Origin of the sequence: Achromobacter sp. HNDS-1, from assembly GCF_040084795.1 — a bacterium.
Taxonomy (GTDB): Bacteria; Pseudomonadota; Gammaproteobacteria; order Burkholderiales; family Burkholderiaceae_B; genus Achromobacter; species Achromobacter ruhlandii.
Window position 1 is genome coordinate 3,209,774 of record NZ_CP157584.1, and the last position, 14,372, is coordinate 3,224,145.

Below are 14,372 nucleotides of genomic sequence, written 5' to 3' on the forward strand. Positions count from 1 at the left end.
GCGATAATGCAGGCATGTCCGCTACCCACCTCTCCAAGAAAGACTATCTCTGCGCGCTGGCGGTAGTGGTGATCTGGGGCCTGAACTTCGTGGTCATGAAGTTCGGCCTCAAAGGCCTCTCGCCCATGATGCTGGGCGCCCTGCGGTTCGCCCTGGCGGCTTTCCCCCTGGTGTTGTTCGTGCGGCCGCCGCGCCTGCCCTGGCAATGGATCGCGGCCTATGGACTGGTGCAGGGCCTGGGCCAGTTCGGCCTGTTGTTCACGGCCCTCAAGTTCGGCATGCCGGCGGGCATGGCTTCGCTGGTGATCCAGACCCAGGCGTTCTTCACGCTGCTGCTGGCCGCGCCGATGCTGCGCGAGCGAGCCCGGCCGCATCATTGGGCCGGATTGGGCGTGGCGGCGCTGGGGCTGGCGGTGATCGCCGCGGGCCGCGGCGACGGGCCGGGGCAGATGACCATGGTGGGCTTTGTCCTGACGCTGGGCGCGGCTTCCATGTGGGCGGTGTCCAACATCATCGTGCGGCTGGCCAGCCGCAAGGCCCCTGGCTACGATCCTTTCGCCTTCATTGCCTGGAGCAGCGCCGCGCCGGTGTTGCCCTTTCTGGCGTTGGCGGTGATGGCGGATGGCTGGGACGCGGTGACGGACATGATCCTGGGCATCGGCTGGGGCGAGGCGCTGTCGGTGCTGTACCTGGCGGTGCTGGCCACGCTGCTGGCCTATACCCTGTGGACCCAGCTGCTGACGCGCCATCCGGCCGCCAAGATCGCGCCGTTCTCGCTGCTGGTGCCGGTGGTGGGGTTGTGGGCCGCATCGGCGGCCTTCGACGAACGGTTGCAGCCGTTGCAGTGGGCCGGCGCGGGCTGCGTGCTGATGGGGCTGGTCATCAACCAGGTGGGCGGGCGCTGGCTGCGCAACCGCTGATCCCGCCGCGCGCATTGCGCTTCGTCGATTCGGCGGTCGCCGCGCCCGCCTCGGCGTTGCTGCGCCGGTTCTCATCCCGCGGTATTCATCCTTCCCTGGCCGTGTCCTCCACCCACTTTGGGATGAAAGGCGGGACGCCTGGCGTGCGTTCTACAGCTGTTCGAAATGGGCGTAGCGCTTGTCGGTGTACTCCCGTCGCGTGACCATTTCGGTGACCTCGGCGCCCGGCGGCCCGCGCCGCAGCCATTCCAGCATGTGATCGACCTGGTCGGGCGTGCCCTGCACCAGCGCCTGCACGGTGCCGTCCAGCATGTTCTGCACCCAGCCGCGCGCGCCCAGCAGGTGGGCGCGGCGCACGGCGGCATGGCGGTAGCCCACGCCCTGCACGGCGCCGCTGACGGTCACATGAACGGTTTCTATATGGGTGTCTTGCATTGGAATTCCTTCGGATGATGCGCCGCGGCGCGCCGGCGGGCTAGACGGTTCCGGCTACAGCGGATGGTCGATAGGCCCCCCGGGCATCGAAGCGATACGTTAGTGCACATGTCGAAACGTGCCAACGGGAACGCCCGCAAGCAAAGCTTGGAGAAGCCATTATGGAAGAGACCAGTTTGTTGTCGGAAGCAGAAACAGCGCGGTACAGGGAACGGGGCTACCTGGCCCTGCAGGATATGTGCCCGCAGGACGAGGTGGGCTACATCCGGCGCACGTTGCTGGACTTGTTCGCGAACAAGACCGGCTATAACGAGGGGGCGCAGTACGACTTCATCAGCCGCGACGACCCGACCAAGCCGGCCAAGTTTCCCAGTCTGCACGATCCTCGCCATTATGCCCCGGGCCTGCTGAAGACCCAGTATCACGAACGCACGCTGGAGCTGGCGCGCCAGCTGTTGGGCGAGGACGCCGCGCTGTACGGCGAACACGCGCTGCTCAAGCCGGCGCTGGTCGGGCCCGAGACGCCGTGGCACCAGGACGAGGCGTTCCGTTCGCCCGATTTCATCTACAACGAGCTGAGTATCTGGCTGGCGCTGCAGCCGGCCACGCTGGAGAACGGCTGCATGCAGTTCATTCCGGGATCGAACAAGGGCGAGGTGCTGGAGCACCGCTCGCCGGGCGGCGACAAGACGCTGCATCCGCTCGAATGCTGCGCCGACTTCCCGCGCGAGCAGGCGGTGGCCGAGCCGCTGCAACCCGGCGGCTGCACCGTGCACGATGCGCGCACGCTGCATTTCACCGGCGCCAATACCTCGCCGCAGCCGCGGCTGGCGTACATCCTGATCTACAACACGCCGCCGGTCTACAAGCCGGGACGGCGCGAGTTTCCGTGGCTGGAAGGCCGTTGGACCGACAGCCAGACGCGCAAGAAGGAATGGCATCGCCGCGGCGGCCTGGCGGTGGATGTGATGCGGCGCTTGCCAGCGGCGCGCCTGACCAGCCCGCGCTGGGTGGCGTGGGCCACGATCCGGGCGGTGAGCAAGGTCTGGCCGAGGTAGCGGCGGCCGGGCAATCGGCGGCGACGTAGGGGGGGCACGGGGCCGGCAAGGGACGCTTGCCGGCCTCGGCGCGTATACTGGGCGGCGCCGCAGGGCCTGGCCGCCATGCGCGACCCCGGATGTCCTTGCGACGCGGGCGGGTTGCGCGCAGGGGTGGGCGCGCTGCGGGATCGCGACCCCTCTTTCCCCAGAAGAATAACCATGACCGCTGACCTTTCCACGATCACCTGCATCGAAGACCTGCGCGCGATCGCGCGCAAGCGCGTGCCGCGCATGTTCTACGACTACGCCGATTCGGGCGCCTGGACCGAGGGCACCTACCGCGCCAACGAAAGCGATTTCCAGAAGATCAAGCTGCGCCAGCGCGTGGCGGTGAACATGGAAGGCCGTTCGCTGCGCACCACGCTGGTGGGCCAGGATGCGGTGATGCCGCTGGCGATTTCGCCGACGGGCCTGACCGGCATGCAGCACGCCGATGGCGAGATCCTGGCGGCCAAGGCGGCGGCCGATTTCGGCGTGCCGTTCACGCTGTCGACCATGAGCATCTGCTCGCTGGAAGACGTGGCCGCGGCCACCGGAAAGCCGTTCTGGTTCCAGCTGTACGTGATGCGCGACCGCGAGTTCGTCGGCAACCTGATCGACCGGGCCAAGGCGGCGGGCTGCTCGGCGCTGGTGCTGACGCTGGACCTGCAGATCCTGGGCCAGCGCCACAAGGACATCAAGAACGGGCTGTCGACGCCGCCCAAGCCGACCCTCCGCAATCTCATCAACCTGGCGACCAAGCCGCGCTGGTGCCTGGGCATGCTGGGCACCAAGCGCCGCACGTTCGGCAACATCGTCGGCCATGCGAAGGGCGTGAGCGACCTGTCGTCGCTGTCGTCGTGGACGGCCGAGCAGTTCGATCCGCGCCTGAGCTGGGACGATGTGGAGTGGATCAAGCAGCGCTGGGGCGGCAAGCTGATCATCAAGGGCATCCTGGATGTCGAAGATGCGCAGCTGGCGGCCAACAGCGGGGCGGATGCGCTGATCGTCAGCAACCACGGCGGGCGCCAGCTCGATGGCGCGATGTCGTCGATCGCGGCGCTGCCGTCGATCGCGGATGCGGTGGGGTCGAAGATCGAAGTGTGGATGGATGGCGGCGTGCGCTCGGGGCAGGATATCCTCAAGGCGGTGGCACTGGGCGCGCGCGGCGCGATGATCGGGCGGGCGTTCCTTTACGGCCTGGGCGCATATGGGCAGGCGGGCGTCAAGCGCGTGCTGGAGATCCTGTACAAGGAAATGGATACGACGATGGCGCTTTGCGGGCGGCGCAATATCGAAGTCGGGGATCGGAGCATTCTCCTGCCGGGGACTTATCCCGTTTGAGCGTTGCGCTGATTGGCTGGAAGCCGGTGGGTCGCTGTTGCGGCTTGCCGGCTTTTTTGTTTTCTTGCTTTGGGGTTTTTGCTTGGCGAGTCGTGCTTCGTAGGTCGGCCGGCGCGGCGAGGGGCGGGCGGGGCGCGCCTACGATTGCGGTCCGGAGCCTTCGCTCCGGACTGCCCCATCGTCATCCTCGTTGCCGCCTGAGGCGGCTGCCTACGGATTCCCTCGGGCGCATCTACACGGCGCGCCCCGCCCGCCCCTCGCCGCGCCGGCCTGCGGGTGTCGAGAGTTGAGGCGTTGTTGGAGCGGAGGGGGCATGAAGAGTGTGCGTTGCCCGTCATGGTCGGCTGCGCGGGCAGCCGGCCATGACTTACGCGGTGTCTTGTGGTGGCGCGATGTGCGCTGCGCGACGTTGATGCGGGGCTGGGTTGGCCCGGCCTTGGGTGGGGAGAGGGGGCGGTGTGGCTGGTCGTTTCAGTCGCGGTTGCCGGTTCCCAGGAATTGGCTGGGGCGCCTTAGCGCCGGGTCGAAGGGGTTGAGTTGGGCGCTGATGCCGGCGGCTTCGCGGCGCAGAATCTCCACGATCAGGGGCAGGCGTTCGTCGCTGATGCGTTCGACGGGGGCGGCGATGCTGAGGGCGGCGACGGTGATGCCGTTGGGGTCGTGCACGGGGACGGCGAGGCCGGCGATGTTGGGGAAGATGCCCTGGCCCTTGCTGCGGGCGTATTGGAGTTCCTGGCATTCCTTGATGCCGGCGCGCATGGTGATTTCGTCGACGAAGCCCAGGTGGTGCAGGCGCGGGATGTTGAAGCGCAGGACTTCCTCGCGTTCGGCGTCTGGCAGGTTGGCCAGCAGCAGCAGGCCGCCCTGGCCGAGGCCGAGCGGGACGCGGCCGCCGATGTCGCCGGTGTGCGAGCGCACCGGGAAGGCGCCGTCGATGCGGTCCAGGCAGACGGCGTCGAAGCCGCTGCGCACCAGCAGGAAGATGGTGTCGTTGAGCATGCCGCTCAGGCGCAGCATGGCGGGACGGTAGATCGAACGCAGGGTCGATTGGTGGTTGCCGGCGTTGGCCGCGAGCGAGAAGAAGGCGACGGTGAGTTGGTAGCCCTTGCTCTGCGCGGGCTGTTCGACCATGCCTTCCTGCACCAGGCCCTGCAGCACGCGGTGCACGGTGGCCTGGGCCTGGCCGGTGCGGGCGGCGATGTCGGTCAGGCGCAATTTTTCGCCCTTGGCGTCGGACAGGACGCGCAGCACGGCGAAGGCGCGTTGCAGGACGCCCTGAGCGCCGGCGTCGTCGGCGGCTTCTGATTTCTTCATTGTTCAATTCCGATAATCAAAATATACGGCTGTATTTTTATCAGGAAATTCAGCTATACGGAAATAATAAGTAGAAAATTCGATTCTTCGGAAAACCCTAATTGACCGGCCTTTTCGGCCCCTCCTAGACTGCCCTGCATCGATTGCAACGCGGGCGGGTCCCGCGCACCGCGCCTTACCGGGCAGGGGGTTGGAATATGTCATTTCTGCGGCTGGACAACGTCTCCAAGAATTACGGCGACCTGCGGGTGGTCTCGGACCTGAGCCTGGCGGTCGAGAAAGGGGAATTCGTGTCCTTGCTGGGGCCGTCGGGCTGCGGCAAGACCACCACGCTGCAGATGATCGCGGGCTTTGCCGACGTGACGCGCGGCAGCATCACGCTCGACGGCCGCGACATCACCCATGCCAAGCCGAACACGCGCGGGCTGGGCATCGTGTTCCAGAGCTATGCGCTGTTTCCGCACCTGACGGTGGCGGACAACGTGGCGTTCGGGCTGAAGATGCGCAAGGTCGAGCGCGCCGAGCGCCAGGCGCGGGTGCGCGAGGCGCTGGCGCTGGTGAAGCTGGACAAGCACGCCGACCGCTTTCCGCGTGAACTGTCGGGCGGGCAGCGCCAGCGGGTGGCGCTGGCGCGCGCGCTGGTGATCCGGCCGCCGGTGCTGTTGCTGGACGAGCCGTTGTCGAACCTGGACGCCAAGCTGCGCGAGGACATGCAGTTCGAGCTGCGCAGCATCCAGAAGCAGATCGGCACCACCACCGTGATGGTGACGCACGACCAGGCGGAGGCGCTGTCCATCAGCGACCGCGTGGTGGTGATGCAGGACGGCCGCGCCACGCAGGTGGATGCGCCCTACCGCATGTACGAGCATCCGCAGAGCGAGTTCATCTCTCGTTTCGTCGGCAAGACCAATCTGCTGCCGGGCCGCGTGACGCGCTGCGGCGCGCAGGCCGAGGTGGAGACCGGCGCGCTGCGCGTGCTGGTCGACGGCGCGGGGCTGCGCCATGGCGACAGTGTGCAGCTGTCGCTGCGGCCGGAGAAGCTGGTGCCGGTGCCGGCCGGCCAGGGCAAGCTGTCCTGTGTGGTCAGCACGCGCTACTTCCTGGGCAGCCAGTGGATGTACGGGCTGGATTCGCCGGTGGGGGCGCTGACGGTGCTCACGCCCAACGACGGCCGCCGGCCGCACGATGATGGCGACCAGATCGGCCTGGACTGGGCCGAGGGCGTGCTGCGCGTGCTGCCCGTCGCGGCCGTTGCCGAAGAGGCCTGACATGGCGACGCTGACCCAACCCGGCGCCGCCAGCGCGCCCAAGCCGCGCACCGACGGGCTGCTGGCCATCCTCGGTTCGATCCCGCTGGCGATCGTGTTCCTGACGCTGGTGCTGACGCCGCTGGCGTTGACGCTGGTGCTGTCGTTCCGTCCGTTCGACTACAGCGCGGGCATCCTGCCCGGGCACACCTTCGAACACTACCTGGCGGTGGTGACCGACGGCTATTTCCTGGAGATCTTCTGGCGCACGTTCTGGATCGCGGGCGTGACCACGCTGATCTGCGTGCTGATCGGCGCGCCCGAGGCCTACATCCTGTCGCGCATGGGCAAGCCGTGGCGCTCGATCTTCCTGCTGGTGGTGCTGTCGCCGCTCTTGATCTCGCTGGTGGTGCGCGCCTTCGGCTGGAGCATGCTGCTGGGGCCGGGCGGGGCCATCGGCCGCGCGGCCGCGGCGCTGGGCCTGGGACCACTGCTGTACACGCCTACCGCCGTCATCATCGGCCTGGTGCACGTGATGCTGCCGTTCATGGTGATTCCGGTGTGGACCTCGCTGCAGAAGCTGGACCCGACCGTGGAGCACGCGGCGCTGTCGCTCAATGCGTCGCGCTTGCAGACGCTGCTGCGTATCGTGCTGCCGCAGGCCATGCCGGGCATCCTTTCGGGCAGCCTGATCGTGTTCGGGCTGTCGGCCAGTTCGTTCGCCATTCCCGCGCTGCTGGGCGGACGCCGCCTGAAGATGGTGGCCACGGTGGTCTACGACGAATTCCTGACCGAATTGAACTGGCCGCTGGGCGCGGCCATCGCCATCGTGCTGCTGGTGGTCAACGTCGTCATCATGATGGCGTACAACCGCGTGGTGGAACGTTCCTACCGGCGCAGCCTGGGTTGAGCGAGGACAGCGATCATGCAGAAAAACGGTCCCTTCGCCCTGCTCTTCAATGCCCTGGTGGTGCTGTTCGTGCTGGCGCCGCTGGCCATCGTGTGTCTGGTGGCGTTCACGCCCGAGTCGACGCTGACGGTGCCGACCACGCAGTTCTCGCTGCGCTGGTTCCACGCGGTGTTCGAGCATCCCAACTTCATGCAGGCGTTCAAGAACAGCTTGTGGCTGGCGTTCCTGTCGGCCAGCATCGCCGTGTGCCTGGCGGTGCCGGCGGCCATCGCCATTACGCGCTACCGCTTTCCGGGACGCGATGCGCTCAACGGCCTGTTCCTGTCGCCGCTGATGATCCCGCACCTGGTGCTGGGCGTGGCGCTGCTGCGCTTTTTCGCGCTGCTGGGCACCACCGGCAGCTTCGGCTGGCTGGTGTTCAGCCACGTGGTGGTGATCACGCCGTATGTGATGCGGCTGGTGATCGGCGCGCTGGTGGGCTTTGACCGCTCGGTCGAGCACGCCGCGCTGTCGCTGGGCGCGAGCCGCGCCACCGTGTTCTTCCAGGTGACGCTGCCGCTCATCATTCCAGGCGTGTCGGGCGGCTGGCTGCTGGCCTTCATCAACAGTTTCGACGAACTGACCATGTCGGTGTTCATCACCGCGCCCTCGACCATCACGCTGCCGGTGCGCATGTACATGTACGCCACCGAGTCGATCGACCCGATGATGGCGGCCGTGTCGGCGCTGGTGATCGGCCTGACCGCGGTGACCATGCTGCTGCTGGACCGTGTCTACGGCCTGGACCGCGTGCTGGTGGGACAGAAATGACGATCACGCCGGGTACGCAACGGGAGACCCCGCCATCATGGCAATACTGAAACGCCTGGCCGAAACGGCCCGGCCCGCCGTCGCCTTCACGCTGGACGGCAAACCCTGCAGCGCGCTGGCGGGCGATACCGTGCTGACGGCGGTGCTGACGCAGGCCGAGCGCCTGCGCGTCTCGGAATTCGGCGGCGGGCCGCGCGCCGGCTTCTGCATGATGGGCGCCTGCCAGGACTGCTGGATGCAGCGCGAGGACGGCACGCGGCTGCGCGCCTGTTCCACCTACATCGAAGCGGGCATGCGCCTGCGCAGCGCGCCGCTGCGCGCCGAGCAGGTGCCGGGCACGCTGGCGGCGGAGGGCGACGCCTCATGAACCTGATCCTGCCCGTGATCGTGGGCGCCGGCCCCGCCGGCATCCGCGCCGCGCAGACGCTGGCGTCCCAGGGCCTGCGGCCGGTGGTGCTGGACGAGGCGCCGCGCGCCGGCGGCCAGATCTACCGGCAGCCGCCGCCGGGCTTCGCGCGCTCCAAGGCGTCGCTGTATGGCTTCGAGCACCGCAAGGCCGATGCGCTGCATCGCAAGATGGACGAGCTGGCGCCGCAACTGGATTACCGGCCCGGCAGCCTGGTGTGGAACGCCGAAGGCAAGACGCTCGATGTGCTGCGCGACGGCAAGAGCGCGCCCGTGCCCTACACCCACTTGATCCTGGCCACCGGCGCCACCGATCGCGTGCTGCCGTTCCCGGGCTGGCTGACGCCGGGCGTGTACACGCTGGGCGGTTCGCAGGTGGCGTTGAAGCACCAGGGCTGCGCCATCGGCGAGCGCGTCGCGTTCCTGGGCACCGGCCCCCTGCTCTATCTGGTCGCCTACCAGTACGCCAAGGCCGGCGCCCGCGTTGTGGCGGTGCTGGATACCTCGCGCTTCGCCGACCGCCTGGCGGCGTTGCCCGGCATGCTGCGCGCGCCGGGCCTGCTGGCCAAGGGGCTGTACTACATGGCCTGGCTGCGCGCGCATGGCGTGCCCATGGCCAGCGGCGTGCGGCCGGTGCGGGTCGAGGGCGAGACGCGCGTCACCGGGCTGGCCTACCGCCAGGGATCGCGGCAGCGGCGGGTGGATTGCGACGCCTTGGGCTATGGCTTGTCGCTGCGCTCCGAAACGCAACTGGCCAGCCTGGTGGGCTGCCAGTTCGCCTTCAATGTCCGCGACCGTGGCTGGACGCCGCGCCTGGACGCGGCCGGGCGCAGCAGCGTGGCCGGCGTGTACGTGGCTGGCGACGGCGCCGGCATCGGCGGCGCCGACGCGGCCGAGCTGGCCGGCGAGCGCGCCGCGCTCGCCTTACTGGAGGATGCGGGCCATGCGCAGCCGGCGCAGCGGGCGCGCCAGCTCGAAGCCCGCCTGGCCGCCAACGGCCGCGTGCGCGATGCGCTGGAGCGCGCCTTTCCGTTTCCCGAGGATTGGGCCGCCGACATCGCCGACGACACCGTGGTGTGCCGCTGCGAGGAAGTCACCGCCGGCACGCTGCGCGCGGCGGTCCACGGCACCGGCGCGCGCGAACTGAACCGCCTGAAGGCGCTGACGCGCGTCGGCATGGGCCGCTGCCAGGGCCGCATGTGCGGCGCCGGCGCGGCCGAAGTGCTGGCGCACGCCTGCGGCGCCGGGCCGGACGGCGTCGGCCGCCTGCGTGGCCAGCCGCCGGTCAAGCCGATCCCTGTGGATATCGTCTGTCTCGACCGCACGGAGAAGGCCGCGCCATGACCGAACGCATCGACACCGAAGTCGCCATTCTTGGCGGCGGCATCGTCGGCGGCAGCGCCGCGCTGTTCCTGCGCCGGCTGGGCGTGCCGGTGGTGCTGCTGGAGGCCGCGCTGTGCGGGGCCCGCGCCAGCGGCGTCAACTATGGCGGCGTGCGCCGCCAGGGCCGCGACCTGGAGCAGATGCCGCTGGCGCGCCGCGCGCACGAACTCTGGGGCCAGCTGCCGCAACTGATCGGCATCGACGGGGAATACGTACGCTCGGGGCACCTGAAGCTGGCGTGTTCCGATGCGGACCTGGAAGCCCTGCATGCCTACCGCGCGCGGACGCGCGGCTTCGGCATGAACCTGGAAATGCTGGACCGCGCCGCGCTGGCGCGGCGTTTCGGCTGGCTGGGCGCGCACGTGGTGGGCGGCTCGTTCTGCCCCGAGGATGGCCACGCCAACCCGCGCCTGGTGTCGCCGGCCTTCGGCCGCGCCGCCCGCGCACTGGGCGCCGATGTGCGCGAAGGCACCCCCGTCACGCAGGCCATCCACGACGGCGAGCGCTTTATCCTGCGCGCCGGCGATGCGCTGGAGGTGCGTTCGCGCTTCCTGCTCAATTGCGCCGGCGCCTGGGCCGGACGCTTCGCGCAGGACTTCGGCGAAACCGTGCCCGAGACCGCGATCCATCCGCTGATGATGGTGACCGAGCCGCTGCCGCTGTTCATGGATGTCAGCCTCGGCATGCAGGGCGGCGGCATCTACGCGCGCCAGGTGGCGCGAGGCAACTGCGTCATCGGTGGGGGCCGCGCCGTGTCCGCCGGCCCCGATTACGCCCGTCCCGGCCGCGAGGCGCTGGGCCCGCTGATGGCCAACGCCGCGCGCCTGCTGCCGCCGTTGCGCGGGGCGCAGGTCATCCGCTTCTGGACCGGGGTCGAGGGCAACATGCCCGACCACAACCCGGTGCTGGGCCCCAGCGCCACCGTGCCGGGCCTGTTCCATGCCTTCGGCCTGTCCGGCGCGGGCTTCCAGATCGGCCCCGCCGTGGGCGAAGTGCTTTCCGAACTGGTCGTTAACGGCCGGTCTTCCATTCCCATCGACGCCTTCGGCATCGGACGATACACGGGGGCCGCTCACGGCGCCGTGGCTCGGTTGGGGCCTGTTCGTGAGCAAACGCTGGAGTCACCATGAAGCACAACAAACAGGGCGTTCGCCGCCCGTCCAAGGGGAAGTGGCTGCTGGGCCTGGCGCTGGCCGCGCTGTCGGCGGGCGCCATGGCGCAGCAGAAGACGCTGTACGTCGGCATGAACGGCGGCGACATGGAGCGCGCCTTCACGCAGTACGTGTTCCCGGATTTCGAGAAGGCCAACAACGTCAAGATCGTGGTGGTGCCCGGCACCTCCACCGACGTGCTGGCCAAGGCCCAGGCGTTCAAGGACAAGCCGCAGATGCACGTCATGTTCCTGGACGACGGCATCATGGCGCGCGCCATCTCCATGGGCCTGTGCGAGCCGCTCAACGACGATCCGGTGCTCAAGGACCTCTACCCCACCGCCGTCATGAAGGACCGCATGGCCGCGGGCATCGACATCGGCATGACCGGCCTGGGCTACAACACCCGCCTGTTCAAGGAGAAAGGCTGGGCCGCGCCGACCTCGTGGATGGACCTGGCCGATCCCAAGTTCAAGGGCAAAGTGGTGTTCCAGTCGGCCTCGGGCAGCACCTTCGGCCTGCACGGCTTCCTGATGTTCAACCGCATCCAGGGCGGCAACGACCAGAACACCGAGCCCGGCTTCAAGCAGTGGCCGTCCACCATCGGCCCCAACGTGCTGGAATACATCCCCAACTCGGCCAAGCTGGCCGAGATGATCCAGTCCAACGAAGCCGCCATCTTCCCGCTCACGCCCACCGCCATCGCCCGCCTGAAGAAGCGCGACATCCCGGTGGAATACGCCCAGCCCAAGGAAGGCTCGGTGATCCTGATGGTGGCCGAGTGCGTCATCGCCAAGAACAGCGAGCCGGAACTGGCGCAGAAGCTGGCGCTGTACCTGCTGTCGCCGCAGGCGCAGGCCAAGGCACTGGAAATGGGCGGCCATTTCCCGTCCAATAAGAACGTTCAACCGCCGGCCGGCAGCGAAGAGGCGCTCAAGCGCTTCCAGGGCTACATGGCCAACGCCAAGATCCTGGACTGGGACCAGATCAACGCCACCCGTCCCGCCTTCAACGCGCGCTGGAACCGCTCGGTCGAACGCTGAGGACAGGCGCGCCTTGCCGACCGCGACGCTGCGCGCGTCGCGGTCGGCAAGGCGCCGATCACATCCAGGGCGCGCGCGCCCTTCACGCAGGAGCGAGGCATGCGGCTCATCATCAGGTCTGGCGGCGAATCGGCCATGGAAGAATGGCGCGAGCAGTTCAAGCGCCACGCGCCCGATCTGGAGATCGTCAGCTGGTTCGACGACGTCGACCCCGCCTCGGTCGACTACGCCCTGGTCTGGGCGCCCGAGCCCGGCCGCCTGGCCACCTTCCCCAACCTCAAGCTCATCATCAGCGCCGGCGCCGGCGTCGACCACATCGTCTCCGACCCCGCCTGGCCGCGCCACCTGCGCATTGCCCGCATGGTCACCCCGCGCACCGAAACCGAGATGGCCGAGTTCGTGCTGACCAGCGCCCTGATGCTGACCCGCGACCTCAAGCGCGCCATCGACCAGCAGGCCCGTCGCCACTGGGAACTGTACGACTCGCTGCGCGTGGCCGCCGACATGCGCGTCGGCATCATGGGCCTGGGCCACCTCGGCATCGCCGCCGCCCGCCTGCTGGCCAAGGTCGGTTTCCCCGTCAGCGGCTGGTCGCGCGGCGCGACCACCTTGCCCGACGGCCTGCCCTCCTACGCCGGTCCCGACCAGTTCCCCGAATTCCTGTCCCGCACCGACCTGCTGGTCTGCCTGCTGCCCGCCACCGAAGCCACCCGCGGCATCCTCAACCGCGACACCTTCGCCCGTCTCCCTCGCGGCGCCAGCCTCATCAACGCCGGCCGCGGCGCCCACATGGTCACGCAGGACCTTCTCGACGCCCTCGACAGCGGCCACCTGCACCAGGCCTTGCTGGACGTCTTCGACCCCGAACCCCTGCCGCCCGAGTCCCCCCTCTGGACCCACCCCCAAATCATCATCACCCCGCACTGCGCCGCCATCCCCGACCGCCAGGAACGCGCCCGCCACACCGCCTGGCTCATCACCGCCAACGAACGCGGCGAGGCCTTGCCCAACATCTACGACCCCATCCGCGGCTACTGAAAACCCCGCCAAGCACTTATCCACAGCCGGCGCGTTGCACAGAAAAACGAGACCCTGTGGAAAACTCGCTTTCCCCACCAGCGCCCTTGAAGTGAAATCAACAAGAGCCCGGCACGCCGGGGCGAGGGGATGCGGGGCGTGTAGATGCGCCCGACGGAATCCGTAGGGAGCCGAAGGCGGACGAGGATGAGGATGGGGCAGTCCGGAGCGGAGGCTCCGGACCGCAATCGTAGCCCCGCATCCCCTCGCCCCGGCGTGCCGGGCGTCTAAAGAACCCCACTCCCCACCAGCAACAACAACTACCCAACTCAAAGAAAAAAAACCGCAAAATCTGCAAACCAGGCCCGCCTACATTGCTCCCCAAGGAGCCACGCACTTGAAACCCCAAACCCGCGCCACCTACGCCCACCGCCTGGACCCCGTCCTGCGCTGGCTGGCAAGCCACCCCGACGCCGACCCCGACCTGTACCAGTTGGCCGACCTGGCTTGCCTCTCGCCCTATCACTTCCACCGCGTCTACCGCGCCGTGATGGGCGAAACCGTGAACGCCACCGTGCAGCGCATCCGCATGCACCGCGCGGCCGTTTCATTGGGCAGTACCGGGGATTCCTTGCGTGACGTTGCGCAGCGCGCCGGCTATGAGTCGGACGCCGCCTTCAACCGCGCGTTCGGCGCGACCTTCGGCATCCCGCCGGGGCGCTACCGCGCGACCCGCTCCCGACCCTTCGACCCCAAGGAGCTAGGCATGTACCCCATCACCATCGAAACCTTCCCCGGCGCCGTGCTGGCCGCCCTGCCGCACCGTGGCAGCTACCAGGAAATCGGCCCGGTCTTCTCCCGCGCCTTCATGCTCGCCGCCAGCCGCGGCCTGGCGCGTCCCGAGGCCATCGGCTTCGGCATCTACTTCGACGATCCCGAGCAGGTGCCGCCGGCCCAGTTGCGCTCGATGGCGGGTGTGTCGGTCGCGCCCGACGCCGTGCTGGGCGACGAGCTGGAGCGCTTCGAAATCCCCGCCAGCCGCTGCGCCATGCTGACCTACACCGGCCCGTACAACGAGATGGACAAGGCCTACAACTGGATGTTCTCGGAATGGCTGCCCGGCAGCGGCATGGTGCCGGCGGACTTCCCCATGTTCGAGCAATACCTGAACGACCCGCGCACCACGCCACCGGCGCAACTGCAGACGCGCATCTGCATGCCGTTGAAGTAAACGCCGGACACCACGCGATGGCCCGCGCTGCCGGGGCCGTCGTTCACGCCGTGGGCGCGGCGGCCCTGGCATCGAGCGCCGCC

Annotated in this window: 14 protein-coding genes; 12 read left to right on the forward strand and 2 right to left on the reverse strand. The window is 68.5% G+C overall.

Going from position 1 to position 14,372, the window contains the following annotated elements:
• Window positions 1-14 precede the first annotated feature (14 nt).
• Window positions 15-920, forward strand: coding sequence for an EamA family transporter (locus ABFG95_RS14940; protein WP_049070341.1), 906 nt, complete (start codon window positions 15-17; stop codon window positions 918-920).
• Window positions 921-1,070: 150 nt separating this feature from the next.
• Here the strand turns inward: ABFG95_RS14940 and ABFG95_RS14945 are convergent, their stop codons facing one another.
• On the reverse strand, window positions 1,071-1,355 hold the full coding sequence (locus tag ABFG95_RS14945) for an acylphosphatase (RefSeq protein WP_049070342.1): 285 nt from the start codon (window positions 1,353-1,355) through the stop codon (window positions 1,071-1,073).
• Between the two features lie 161 nt (window positions 1,356-1,516).
• On the opposite strand from ABFG95_RS14945, the gene ABFG95_RS14950 reads away from it, so the two are divergent.
• Together ABFG95_RS14950 and ABFG95_RS14955 are read left to right on the forward strand one after the other, a co-directional pair.
• Window positions 1,517-2,413: a phytanoyl-CoA dioxygenase family protein gene (locus ABFG95_RS14950; RefSeq protein ID WP_049070344.1), complete on the forward strand. Its 897-nt coding sequence runs from the start codon at window positions 1,517-1,519 to the stop codon at window positions 2,411-2,413.
• Between the two features lie 201 nt (window positions 2,414-2,614).
• A complete protein-coding gene (locus tag ABFG95_RS14955; RefSeq protein WP_059268730.1) occupies window positions 2,615-3,778 on the forward strand; it encodes an alpha-hydroxy acid oxidase in 1,164 nt (387 codons plus the stop codon).
• Window positions 3,779-4,249: 471 nt separating this feature from the next.
• Here the strand turns inward: ABFG95_RS14955 and ABFG95_RS14960 are convergent, their stop codons facing one another.
• Entirely contained in the window at window positions 4,250-5,092 is an 843-nt protein-coding gene (locus ABFG95_RS14960; RefSeq protein WP_278992510.1) for an IclR family transcriptional regulator, read from the reverse strand.
• 197 nt (window positions 5,093-5,289) lie between these two features.
• On the opposite strand from ABFG95_RS14960, the gene ABFG95_RS14965 reads away from it, so the two are divergent.
• The 9 genes from ABFG95_RS14965 (at window position 5,290) to ABFG95_RS15005 (ending at window position 14,289) form a co-directional block, all read left to right on the forward strand.
• Window positions 5,290-6,360 (forward strand): ABC transporter ATP-binding protein, encoded by a 1,071-nt coding sequence (locus ABFG95_RS14965; RefSeq protein WP_054418837.1) that lies wholly within the window; start codon window positions 5,290-5,292, stop codon window positions 6,358-6,360.
• 1 nt (window position 6,361) lies between these two features.
• Complete coding sequence (locus ABFG95_RS14970) at window positions 6,362-7,249, forward strand: ABC transporter permease (protein ID WP_049070352.1); 888 nt, start codon at window positions 6,362-6,364, stop codon at window positions 7,247-7,249.
• Between the two features lie 15 nt (window positions 7,250-7,264).
• Window positions 7,265-8,059, forward strand: a complete 795-nt coding sequence (locus ABFG95_RS14975; protein WP_054418835.1) for an ABC transporter permease — start codon at window positions 7,265-7,267, stop codon at window positions 8,057-8,059.
• Window positions 8,060-8,096: 37 nt separating this feature from the next.
• Window positions 8,097-8,426 (forward strand): (2Fe-2S)-binding protein, encoded by a 330-nt coding sequence (locus tag ABFG95_RS14980; protein ID WP_059268734.1) that lies wholly within the window; start codon window positions 8,097-8,099, stop codon window positions 8,424-8,426.
• Window positions 8,423-9,808: an FAD/NAD(P)-binding oxidoreductase gene (locus tag ABFG95_RS14985; RefSeq protein ID WP_348994716.1), complete on the forward strand. Its 1,386-nt coding sequence runs from the start codon at window positions 8,423-8,425 to the stop codon at window positions 9,806-9,808. The genes ABFG95_RS14980 and ABFG95_RS14985 overlap by 4 nt, the downstream gene beginning before the upstream one ends.
• Entirely contained in the window at window positions 9,805-10,977 is a 1,173-nt protein-coding gene (locus ABFG95_RS14990) for an FAD-dependent oxidoreductase (protein WP_049070360.1), read from the forward strand. The genes ABFG95_RS14985 and ABFG95_RS14990 overlap by 4 nt, the downstream gene beginning before the upstream one ends.
• Window positions 10,974-12,041: an ABC transporter substrate-binding protein gene (locus ABFG95_RS14995; protein WP_348994717.1), complete on the forward strand. Its 1,068-nt coding sequence runs from the start codon at window positions 10,974-10,976 to the stop codon at window positions 12,039-12,041. Before ABFG95_RS14990 ends, ABFG95_RS14995 begins: the two co-directional genes overlap by 4 nt.
• A 99-nt stretch (window positions 12,042-12,140) precedes the next feature.
• Complete coding sequence (locus tag ABFG95_RS15000) at window positions 12,141-13,079, forward strand: glyoxylate/hydroxypyruvate reductase A (RefSeq protein ID WP_278992517.1); 939 nt, start codon at window positions 12,141-12,143, stop codon at window positions 13,077-13,079.
• A gap of 376 nt (window positions 13,080-13,455) precedes the next feature.
• Window positions 13,456-14,289, forward strand: coding sequence for an AraC family transcriptional regulator (locus ABFG95_RS15005; RefSeq protein ID WP_054418729.1), 834 nt, complete (start codon window positions 13,456-13,458; stop codon window positions 14,287-14,289).
• The last annotated feature ends 83 nt before the right edge of the window (window positions 14,290-14,372 follow it).

Coding starts and splice junctions, on each gene's coding strand:
- ABFG95_RS14940 (WP_049070341.1), top strand. CDS start 15: ATGTCCGCTACCCACCTCTCCAAGAAAGACTATCTCTGCGCGCTGGCG.
- ABFG95_RS14945 (WP_049070342.1), bottom strand. CDS start 1,355: ATGCAAGACACCCATATAGAAACCGTTCATGTGACCGTCAGCGGCGCC.
- ABFG95_RS14950 (WP_049070344.1), top strand. CDS start 1,517: ATGGAAGAGACCAGTTTGTTGTCGGAAGCAGAAACAGCGCGGTACAGG.
- ABFG95_RS14955 (WP_059268730.1), top strand. CDS start 2,615: ATGACCGCTGACCTTTCCACGATCACCTGCATCGAAGACCTGCGCGCG.
- ABFG95_RS14960 (WP_278992510.1), bottom strand. CDS start 5,092: ATGAAGAAATCAGAAGCCGCCGACGACGCCGGCGCTCAGGGCGTCCTG.
- ABFG95_RS14965 (WP_054418837.1), top strand. CDS start 5,290: ATGTCATTTCTGCGGCTGGACAACGTCTCCAAGAATTACGGCGACCTG.
- ABFG95_RS14970 (WP_049070352.1), top strand. CDS start 6,362: ATGGCGACGCTGACCCAACCCGGCGCCGCCAGCGCGCCCAAGCCGCGC.
- ABFG95_RS14975 (WP_054418835.1), top strand. CDS start 7,265: ATGCAGAAAAACGGTCCCTTCGCCCTGCTCTTCAATGCCCTGGTGGTG.
- ABFG95_RS14980 (WP_059268734.1), top strand. CDS start 8,097: ATGGCAATACTGAAACGCCTGGCCGAAACGGCCCGGCCCGCCGTCGCC.
- ABFG95_RS14985 (WP_348994716.1), top strand. CDS start 8,423: ATGAACCTGATCCTGCCCGTGATCGTGGGCGCCGGCCCCGCCGGCATC.
- ABFG95_RS14990 (WP_049070360.1), top strand. CDS start 9,805: ATGACCGAACGCATCGACACCGAAGTCGCCATTCTTGGCGGCGGCATC.
- ABFG95_RS14995 (WP_348994717.1), top strand. CDS start 10,974: ATGAAGCACAACAAACAGGGCGTTCGCCGCCCGTCCAAGGGGAAGTGG.
- ABFG95_RS15000 (WP_278992517.1), top strand. CDS start 12,141: ATGCGGCTCATCATCAGGTCTGGCGGCGAATCGGCCATGGAAGAATGG.